Raw genomic sequence first — 339 nt, 5'->3', positions numbered from 1 at the left:
AAATTTAAAGCCTGGCGATGTCCTACTCTCACATGGGGAAGCCCCACACTACCATCGGCGCTAATTCGTTTCACTTCTGAGTTCGGAATGGAAGTCAGGTGGGTCCAAATCGCTATGGTCGCCAAGCAAATTCTTTAATCTGGAAAACTGATTTTAAGTTCTATTTATACACATTCAATGTTCTTACATTGAGTCCATCAAAACCCCTTGGGTGTTGTATGGTTAAGCCTCACGGGCAATTAGTACAGGTTAGCTCAACGCCTCACAACGCTTACACACCCTGCCTATCAACGTTCTAGTCTCGAACAACCCTTTAGGATACTTAAAGTATCAGGGAAG

Annotated in this window: 2 rRNA genes; both read right to left on the bottom strand. The window is 44.0% G+C overall.

The features are described from left to right. Nucleotides 1-9: 9 nt before the first annotated feature. A 5S ribosomal RNA gene (gene rrf, locus QTO06_RS25505) occupies nucleotides 10-126 on the bottom strand. A 92-nt stretch (nucleotides 127-218) separates the two neighbouring features. Then, a 23S ribosomal RNA gene (locus tag QTO06_RS25500) occupies nucleotides 219-339 on the bottom strand; the annotation flags it as partial.

Source organism: Vibrio sp. M260121 (assembly GCF_036533715.1).
In the GTDB taxonomy this organism is placed as follows: Bacteria; Pseudomonadota; Gammaproteobacteria; order Enterobacterales; family Vibrionaceae; genus Vibrio.
Note: the sequence above shows the minus strand (reverse complement) of the source record. Positions and strands in the feature narration are given on the sequence as shown.